Source organism: Pseudomonas sp. (genome assembly GCF_026224925.1).
In the GTDB taxonomy this organism is placed as follows: Bacteria; Pseudomonadota; Gammaproteobacteria; order Pseudomonadales; family Pseudomonadaceae; genus Aquipseudomonas.
The window spans coordinates 1-8710 of record NZ_JAMFRV010000032.1 but is presented as its reverse complement, the minus strand read 5'-3'; the positions used below and the strand labels follow the sequence as shown (position 1 = coordinate 8710).

At 56.9% G+C, this 8710-nt stretch carries 5 protein-coding genes; 1 reads left to right on the top strand and 4 read right to left on the bottom strand.

Annotated features, from left to right (window positions below; genetic code table 11):
* Positions 1 to 129: 129 nt before the first annotated feature.
* A complete protein-coding gene (locus tag M0974_RS01630) occupies positions 130 to 564 on the bottom strand; it encodes a MarR family transcriptional regulator (RefSeq protein ID WP_297831823.1) in 435 nt (144 codons plus the stop codon).
* Between the two features lie 125 nt (positions 565 to 689).
* Positions 690 to 2816 (bottom strand): DNA helicase RecQ, encoded by a 2127-nt coding sequence (gene recQ, locus M0974_RS01625; RefSeq protein ID WP_297831820.1) that lies wholly within the window; start codon positions 2814 to 2816, stop codon positions 690 to 692.
* Positions 2817 to 3037: 221 nt separating this feature from the next.
* Between recQ and M0974_RS01620 the strand changes: the two genes are divergently transcribed.
* On the top strand, positions 3038 to 3631 hold the full coding sequence (locus tag M0974_RS01620; RefSeq protein WP_297831817.1) for a YecA family protein: 594 nt from the start codon (positions 3038 to 3040) through the stop codon (positions 3629 to 3631).
* A 162-nt stretch (positions 3632 to 3793) separates the two neighbouring features.
* Here the strand turns inward: M0974_RS01620 and M0974_RS01615 are convergent, their stop codons facing one another.
* Positions 3794 to 4462 (bottom strand): polysaccharide lyase family 7 protein, encoded by a 669-nt coding sequence (locus tag M0974_RS01615; protein ID WP_297831814.1) that lies wholly within the window; start codon positions 4460 to 4462, stop codon positions 3794 to 3796.
* Positions 4463 to 4934: 472 nt separating this feature from the next.
* Positions 4935 to 8710, bottom strand: a 3776-nt coding sequence (locus tag M0974_RS01610) for a type I secretion C-terminal target domain-containing protein (RefSeq protein WP_297831811.1), incomplete at its 5' end; no start/stop codon positions are given.

Genomic DNA, 8710 nt, shown 5'->3' with positions numbered 1-8710 from the left:
TGGCTTCTCGGCACACTTAACATCTACTCGTAGATGGCGCGAGTATGGGGGCAATTCCAGCGTGATGCTCGCACGCTTTCAAGAATGTTCAAACTTATAAGACTCTACCTCTCGCCGAATACTCGGCGCTCAAGATTTCTCCAGATTTGCCAAAATTCTTGAGTGGACTTGCATGCAGGTCCGCAGTTCTTCTTCATCAACGCCCACAAACAGCTCAACGCGCAACGCGTTGGCGATAGTCTCGATCTTTTCGATTAAAGGGCGAGCCGTCGCACTCAGCAGGATGTTTTTCGCTCGACGGTCCTCAGCCACGGGCTGACGCCGAACCAGTCCTTGAGCTTCCAGGCTGTCGAGCAAGCGGGCAAGGGTTGGGCCTTCTACCCCGATGCTTTGCGCCAGTTCACGCTGAGTCGGCGGCTCGTCAAAACGCGCCAAGTGCAGCAACACCAGCCAGCGCGCCTGTGATAGCCCAAGGTCGGCCAGACGCCGGTCCAACTCGGCGCGCCAGCCGCGGGACAGATGCGCCAATTGCATACCGAAGCGGTGTTGATCAGTTAAGGGCATAGGAAACTCATGATTGAAGGCTTGTACTAATAATTAGCCAGCTAACCATGCCCCTTCAATGTAGGCAAGTGCCTCGCTGTCGCAGGGAGGCGCTTATAGCGATTATAAGCCCTTTAGGTCAAGGTTCAGACTTCGAATTCAGATTGCAACGCAGCCCGCACGCAATACAAAACACCTTCGGGCACCCGGCCGGTAAATTGTGCGGCCACGGCCGCGACAGGCGGCAGCTCCCCTTCGCCGTCAAGGAACGCGTCTTGCACCTCGCTGAGCAGGTCTTCAGGAAGATCCAGCGCCTGTTCCAGCGATAACTGCTGCTTGCCGATGGCCTCGGCCAGCATCGTATAGACGTTTTTCTCCGAGCACTGCAACTGACCGGCGATCTGCAATGGGGTCATCCCGGCGCGGGCCAGGCTGATCAGCTCATGACGCAGGTCGGCGACAACTCTTGGCGCCTCTGCTGCACCGCCGAGGACTTCGAGGAATGCTTCCCCATAGCGCTCCAGCTTGCGCGCACCGACGCCGCTGACCTGGGCCATTTCCGACATCGAACCGGGCTTGCTGCGAAGCATTTCCAGCAGCGTGGAGTCGGGGAAGATGACGTAAGGCGGCACCCCGTGTTCTTCGGCCAATTTGCGCCGCAGGGCACGCAACGCTTCCCATTGTTCGCGCTCTTCGCCACGGACCAATTGGCTGGCCGGGCTTGAGCCACTTTTCGCGGTTGTCTGTGGTTTCAGATCACGGCGCAATTCCAGTGTCACCTCACCCCGCAACAACGGCCGACAGGTGTCGCTCAAACGCAACCCGCCGTAACCTTCCAGGTCGATATCAGCCAGCCCCCGCGCCACCAATTGGCGAAACAGGGAGCGCCACTCACTTTCGGCACGGGCCTTTCCAACGCCGAATACGGCGAGGTGCTGGTGGCCAAAGCTTTTGACTTTGTCGTTGTCACGACCCAACAGCACGTCCACCAAATGACCGACGCCATAGCGCTGGCCGGTGCGGTAAATTGCCGACAACGCCTGACGCGCAGGCTCGGTGGCGTCCCAGGTCTGCACACCGTCGACACAGTTGTCGCAATGGCCGCAGGGGTTGGGCATGTCTTCGTCGAAATACGCCAGCAGCGTCTGGCGACGGCAACGAGTTTCCTCGCAGAGCGACAACATGGCGTCGAGCTTGTGTTGCTCAAGACGCTTGTGGCGCTCGTCACCCTCGGAGTTCTGCAGCATCTGCTTAAGCATCAACACGTCTTGCAGACCGTAGGCCATCCAAGCATCGGCAGGCAGGCCATCGCGGCCCGAGCGGCCTGTTTCCTGGTAATAAGCTTCCAATGACTTAGGCAAATCCATGTGCGCGACGAAACGTACGTTGGGTTTGTCGATGCCCATGCCAAACGCGATGGTCGCTACCATGATCAGACCTTCCTCATTGAGGAAGCGCTTTTGGTTAGCGGCACGGGTCTCGTTGGGCAACCCGGCGTGATATGGCAGAGCTGGGTAATTGTTCTCACACAGGAACGCCGCTACTTCATCCACCTTCTTGCGCGACAAGCAATAAACGATGCCTGCGTCGCTGCGCCGCTCGGACAGAAACGCCAATAGCTGTTTGCGCGGCTGCTCTTTGGGCACGATGCGATAGAAGATATTCGGACGATCAAAACTCGATAGAAAACGCTCAGCTTTCTGCAAATGCAGGCGCTCGACGATTTCTTCCCGGGTGCGCTTATCGGCCGTAGCGGTCAGGGCGATGCGCGGTACGTCCGGAAACAGCTCAGCGAGCTGACCCAGTTTCAAGTATTCAGGACGGAAGTCATGGCCCCATTGCGATACGCAGTGGGCTTCATCGATGGCAAACAAAGCTATTTGCAGGTTTTGCAGGAAGGCCAGCATGCGCGGCTGGACTAGGCGCTCCGGGGCCAGATAAAGCATTTTGATCTCGCCCAGACGAATCCGGTTGGCCAGATCACGTTGCTGCTCGGCGCTTAAGGTTGAATTCAGCGCCGCCGCCGACACCCCGAGTTCCTCAAGGGTCGCGACCTGATCGTCCATCAGCGCGATCAGCGGCGAAACCACCACCGCCAAACCGTCCCGTAACAGCCCAGGCACCTGAAAACACAAGGACTTGCCGCCACCGGTGGGCATCAGTACCAAGGCATCGCCGCCGCGAGCAACGCGCTCAATAATGGCACCTTGGCGGCCACGAAAACTGTCGTAGCCGAAGATGTCTTTAAGTACGCGTTGAGCCTGTTCGAGCATAAAAACCCCAAAATTTGCAGAAACCATCCTGCTACAGCCTGTCGCAACCCTGAGCAGCGTCGCAAAGCGCGGCATTATACCCGAGGGTTTCCAGGCAAAGGACAGCAGTGACATCAGTGGTCGAAATTAAACGAGTAACAGCATCTAACACCTGTCTTACTGGCGCGCAGGCCATACACAGCCTAGAATTCAGCATTGTTTATTCCCAAGGTAGTCTTTCAATGTCCTTCGCTGAGCAACTAACCCGCCTGCAAGTCTTCCTCGACGCTGACGAGCTGCACGACGAAGCGTTGGATTATGTGGCCGCCCACGGCTTCCTGACCGCGTTGTCGATTTGTGCGGAAACAGTACCTACTCGTGAGTGGATCGACGCGATTTTTTCCGAGCCGCCGCATTATGAAAGCGACGCGCAACGTGAAGAAACCGAAGCCACGCTGATTCAGTTGCAGGCGCACATCGCTCGCCAACTGGCCTCGGACGAAGAATTCGAACTGCCATGCGATCTGGATCTGGGCGATGACCCGGACGACTCGGAATTGCGCGGCTGGTGCATCGGTTTCATGGAAGGTGTGTTCCTGCGTGAAAACGCCTGGTTCGAAAGCGCTGAAGACGAAGTCAGCGAAATGCTGCTGCCGCTGATGGTGGGTTCAGGTTTGTTCGATGAGCAGCCAGAGTTTGAAGACATCGCGAAAGACCCGAACCTGATGGACGACATGATCGTGCAGATTCCTGAAGCACTGACCGCGCTTTACCTGCTGTGTCAGGCCCCGGATGAAAAACCGGCTCCCGCGATTCTCAAGCCTCGCCACCACTGATAAAGAAGGCAATGCGGTGTATCTGATACACCGCGCCGCTGCCTTCGCAAGCAAGCTTGCTCCCACAGGATATCCATCAGCACAAATCTTGTGCCGAACACTAATCTGTAGGGGTTGGCTTGCCGACGAAAGCTTTGTTTCAGGCACCACGCAGCTCTCCGGTCATCCCGCCTTCTGATGTGAAATCGCCAACTTATAGAACGTCGCAGCCCCGCCCTCCGTCGTATACCCGGTGTTGTCTTGGGTATAGACCCCCGCTTTGAAGTACAACAATTTGCCACTCCAGGTGCCGTCCAATTTAGCGGTCCACTGCATTTCATGAGCGTTCACCGTGATATTGCCGATTGGCGTCAGGTGAATGCTGTAGGTAAATCGCTCGTTGAGCAGCACACCTGTGGCGATCTGAATCACTTCCGGCTCCGAGGTCGGCGTGAGGCGAAACTTGACCACAATGTTGCCGCTCTGAAGCTTCTCCTTGTACTGATACTCCAGCTTGATCAAAGGCTCTGTGCTGCCATAGCAGTGGATTTGACCGATCACGATTTTGCCGGTGGAGGGCACCTGATTTATCGCGACCGCAGCGCGCAAGACATTATCCGCCTGGGAGTATTGCCAGTTGTACAAAGCTCCGCTGGCGTAGGTCTCGCGTAACTCGGTTCGGGGATAAATGGCATTGTCTGTCTTGGACCCAGTAACCGGGGCCCAGAAGAACAATGTGTCTCCTGAACGGAAGTAACCATCTTGGTAGCCAGCCACCAGTCTCGGCGTATCAATGGTGGTAGCCGGTACATTTACGGGAATTGAGAGGTCCCAGGTGGAGAGATCAATCATGTCGCACTCGAGTGGGTGCGGCGTGCGCACCAGCAAAGGGATAGCTCTGGAACGGTGCTTTCAGCACACATTCGTGTCGCCTTGCTATCGGCTTACTTGATATTTTGTTGATTGAAACTGACTATAAAATGTCGCCAAAAATATGACGATCACTGAGTGAAACAGGAGAAGGCCATCGTTTAGGCATCACCCATATTGCAAGCAACGTCCACTTCGGAATTCATCAAAGGAACGGCCGGTATGGCTGAGCGGCATGGCGGCTCGCGCCAAATTTCTGGGTCTTTGCAGACAAAACCGAGGCGTGAACGAGCAGAACAAACAGATAAAGCCGACAAGCGGTAGCGGCCCAATCAGCGTTAACCGCTTGGGCGCGCAGCATTCAGCAAGCGGCGCAGTCTGCCTGAAACACCACGCCGCACGCTTCCCGAATGAATTCGGTTCCATGGGGGATAGCCACCCTATCCACCCGCACTCAAACCGTGTCCACCTTCAACGAATGATCGCTGATCATGCCGCTGATAATAGAGGCCGTGTCGTGCCCGCTGGCTATCATCCCGCCGGACCCCGGCGTGACGCCGTAGTGGCTGGCCAAATCCACCCCGGCCAGGTCGATGGTCTGCGTTGGGGCTTGGCCAACGATGGGGTTAACCTCGATAGTGGTGACCACGTTTTCGCCACTGCCACTGACTTTGAAGTGCAAATAATCATCCAGTGACGCGGTGCTGGAATTCTCGCCCTGGAGCAGTTGAGAGAGGTCGAGTTTGTCGACGCCGATGCTAAAGTCGGTCACCAAATCATGCCCGACATTGCCCTGTTCCCATTTGAAAGTGTCGCTGCCACTGCCGCCTGTCAGGGTGTTATTACCCAGGCCACCGATCAAGATGTCGTCGCCACCACCACCGTTAAGAATATCGTTGCCCAGCCCGCCATTGATGATGTTGTTGTCATATCCGCCGGTCAGGGTGTCGTTGAAGTGCGAGCCGATCAGGTTATCGATATGGGCCAAGGTATCGACCCCAGCCCCAATGGTGTTCTGCGCCGTAATAATGCTCAGATCAACGTGCACACCCGCCGTCGCGTTCGCGTAGCTGGCGGTGTTGTTACCCGCACCGCCATCGAGTAAATCATTGCCCGGCCCACTGATCAGGATGTCGTTGCCTTTGTCACCGAACAGCTCGTTATTGCCGTTGCCGGCTTGCAACACGTCATTGCCGTCGCCGCCGTGCAAATGAACGCTCCCCGGACCGCCGATCAACACGTCGTTGTGGTTAGTGCCTTGTAACGTATTGCCCGCTTGGTAATGAATGTTAACGCCGGCCACGCTGGTGCCGCCGTGGCCGTCATTGACGGTATAAGTGCCGTGGTAATCCGGCGTCACGTTCTGGGCGGAGGAGTAATCGACCAGCACTTTAAGTTGATAACTTTCTGCGGCCGACACGTGATGGCCGCTCGTGTTATCGATATTTTTCACTTGAAGGTGATAAACCCCATCGTCCGCAGCGGTAAACGTGCTGCCGTCGGCGATGGTGTGGAACGCGCCATTGACGTCTTGCCATTGCATCGCGACGTGCCCGTCACCCTTGGAATTACTCAAAGTAACCGTTTCACCTTTGTGCAAGGTCACGGTGTAAAGGTCTTGGGCGTTGGCTGCCGAAGCATTGGTCGCGCCCAAATAACCGTTAAGCACCACCAATGCCGTCAGCGTTCCGGAGCTGTCGAAGAAGTCACTGCGCGCAATAGTCTTTAACTGATTGACGCTGCTATCGCCCATGCCGGTGAATTTGATGGCTGTCGAACTGGTAGCAGTAAAGTCGGCGCCTTTCGCAGCCCAACCGGTGTTGAAGGTAGTCGGTGAAGCCGTCAGTTTGTCGCCATTGGGATCGGTGTCATTAGCCAACAACAATTGCGCGGGCACATTAATGTTCGGCGACAGAATGTTGGTTATCACATTGTCGGCCACCGCCACTGGGGGACCGTTGGGATTAACGTGAACCACCAGATTAGCGCCCGCCACGTCGCCGTCGTTGTCACTCGCCACAAAACCAAACGTTTCGGTAACGCCTGCGCTGCTCACTTTGGGTGGCGTGTAGGTGTACTCGCCATTGTCCATGTCCACCACCAGCGTGCCGCCATTATGGCTGGTGACCGTGACGCTGTTGGAAGCAGTGTCGAAGGTGCCGTGACCGGCGCCCACCACACTGAAACCACCCTGACCGTGATTGGCTTTCGGGTCGTAAAGATAAGACGTGCCGTCGACGATGATCGCCTTGATAAAGCCGCCGTCGGCGCCAAAGCTGCCACCCGTCATCAAGCTGCCGGTAATCGGCACACCGTGCACGGTGCCGGTTAATACGGCATTAAGACCATTCAGATCAGTGACCAGTACCGCATTGGTGTTGGTGTGAGTCGCGCCGTCATACGCCAGTGGGTCGAGGTAGGTATTGCTGATCCCCGAGCCGAGGCCAATGGCGTAGGCCTTGATGTCATTGGCGTTGAGGAAAGCTTTCCACGCAGTTTCGTCAGCAGTGCCAATATTCTGGTTGTTGGTCGGGTTACCGTCAGACAGGAAGTACGCGACGTTTTGCGCACCGGCTATCGCACCGTCGGTAGGGAACGCCAACTTGGCCGCCGCAACCGCTGCGTCATAGTTGGTATTGCCGCCAGCCGACAACGTGCTGATGATCGACTTCGCAGTGTCGATATCGACCCAGACTGGCGTCTTGTCGGTCGCACCTGAGCTAAAGGTGACGATCTGGACTTTCACATCGCCCATGTCTTCGTACTTGTCGAGCAAGGCATAGATGGCCTGTTTGGCCAAATCCAAACGTGAAAAACACGACACTCCGGAGGCATCGGCCATGCTGCCAGACACATCAATCACCAGCAGCAAGTTCGAATTGACCCCCACTACCGGCGCCGTGCGTTCGCTGCAAACAGCAGTGGGGACGTCATCGACAATGTTGACCACGATGGTGCTGGTCACCGTATTACCCAAGGCGTCCGTGGCGGTGTAGGTGAAGCTGTCGTGCTCGACGTTGGCACCGTCGTTGGCCATGGGCGAGGTTTTCGGTGCCGAAGTCAGGGTGTAGGTATAAGTGCCGTTACTGTCGAGGTGGATTTCGCCGTAATGGCCCGTTAGCGTTCCGTTATGGCTGCCCTCCAGACTGAAACTAACCGCGCCGACGCCGCCCGACACCGAACCCGCCAACGAGCCTGATCCGGTTTCCGCAGGGGAATCCGGGTTGCTGCCGACCACCTTGCCGGGCGCGAGGTCATGGCCGGTTTGGCACAGGTCCAACGCACTTTCAAAAACCGTGACACATTGATTCGAGACCGCTTTGAGGCAGGAGTCTTCGACAGCAATCGAGAGCGTAGTAGTGCTGACGTCGCCGTCCGCGTCGCGTATTGAATAGGTGAAAACGTCATGCGCGCCCGGCGCACTCACCGAGTCAGGGTAGCTGTGGTACGTCGCGTTGCCAAACGCGTCCAAGACCAAGGTTCCGTAGGTGCCGGCAATTGAGGTGCCCAAGCCCCCGTATGCCGCCTGCGAGGTGTCGCCGCCAGCCCGCACGCCCACCACAGGGCCGCCAGCACCAGGGCCATCAGCGCCAATCTTGTCATTGTCCAATACGTTGCCGCTGACGATGCCGCCTTCCACGACATGGGCGGTGTCGGCATGTGCGATCGGCACGTCATCAACCACTTTGACGTCGATAACGCCTGTGGCTGAACTGTTATCACCGTCCGTTGCAACCACCGTGAAATGTTCGGTGAGACTGTTGGCGCCGTTGCCATTAGCCTCCAACGCGTTGTGTTGAAGGGTGTAGCTGTAACTGACCACCCCGGTTTCTGCGTTGTAACCGGTTATCGTCAGCACGCTGCCGATGACCGTGTCGACAGAGAGCGGGAAGCCTTGAACGACGCCCCCAACGACCACGTTGATCCCGCCAACGTTGAGGCTTTGCAAGCCATCGGGGGCGTGGACCACGAATTCACCGCGCTGGGTCAACGCCTCGGCATTAGGATGAGTACCTGTGCTGAGGTTCTTCTCGTAGACCGTCAGCTCACCGCCTCTGACATTGAGGCAATCCAGGGTCACCGGGTCATCGTTGTTGTGAATGTTCAGCACCAGATTGGCCTGACTGGTATCGCCGTCGGCATCCTTGAGGGTGTAGGTGAACGTTTCTATGCCGTTGCCACCGCCGTGCAGGGCGATAAAGTCTGGATTATGTGCGTTCAGGGTGTAGG

Excerpts from the sequence above, each read along its gene's own strand:
- recQ (WP_297831820.1), bottom strand. The coding sequence starts at position 2,816 with ATGCTCGAACAGGCTCAACGCGTACTTAAAGACATCTTCGGCTACGAC.
- M0974_RS01620 (WP_297831817.1), top strand. The coding sequence starts at position 3,038 with ATGTCCTTCGCTGAGCAACTAACCCGCCTGCAAGTCTTCCTCGACGCT.
- M0974_RS01615 (WP_297831814.1), bottom strand. The coding sequence starts at position 4,462 with ATGATTGATCTCTCCACCTGGGACCTCTCAATTCCCGTAAATGTACCG.
- M0974_RS01630 (WP_297831823.1), bottom strand. The coding sequence starts at position 564 with ATGCCCTTAACTGATCAACACCGCTTCGGTATGCAATTGGCGCATCTG.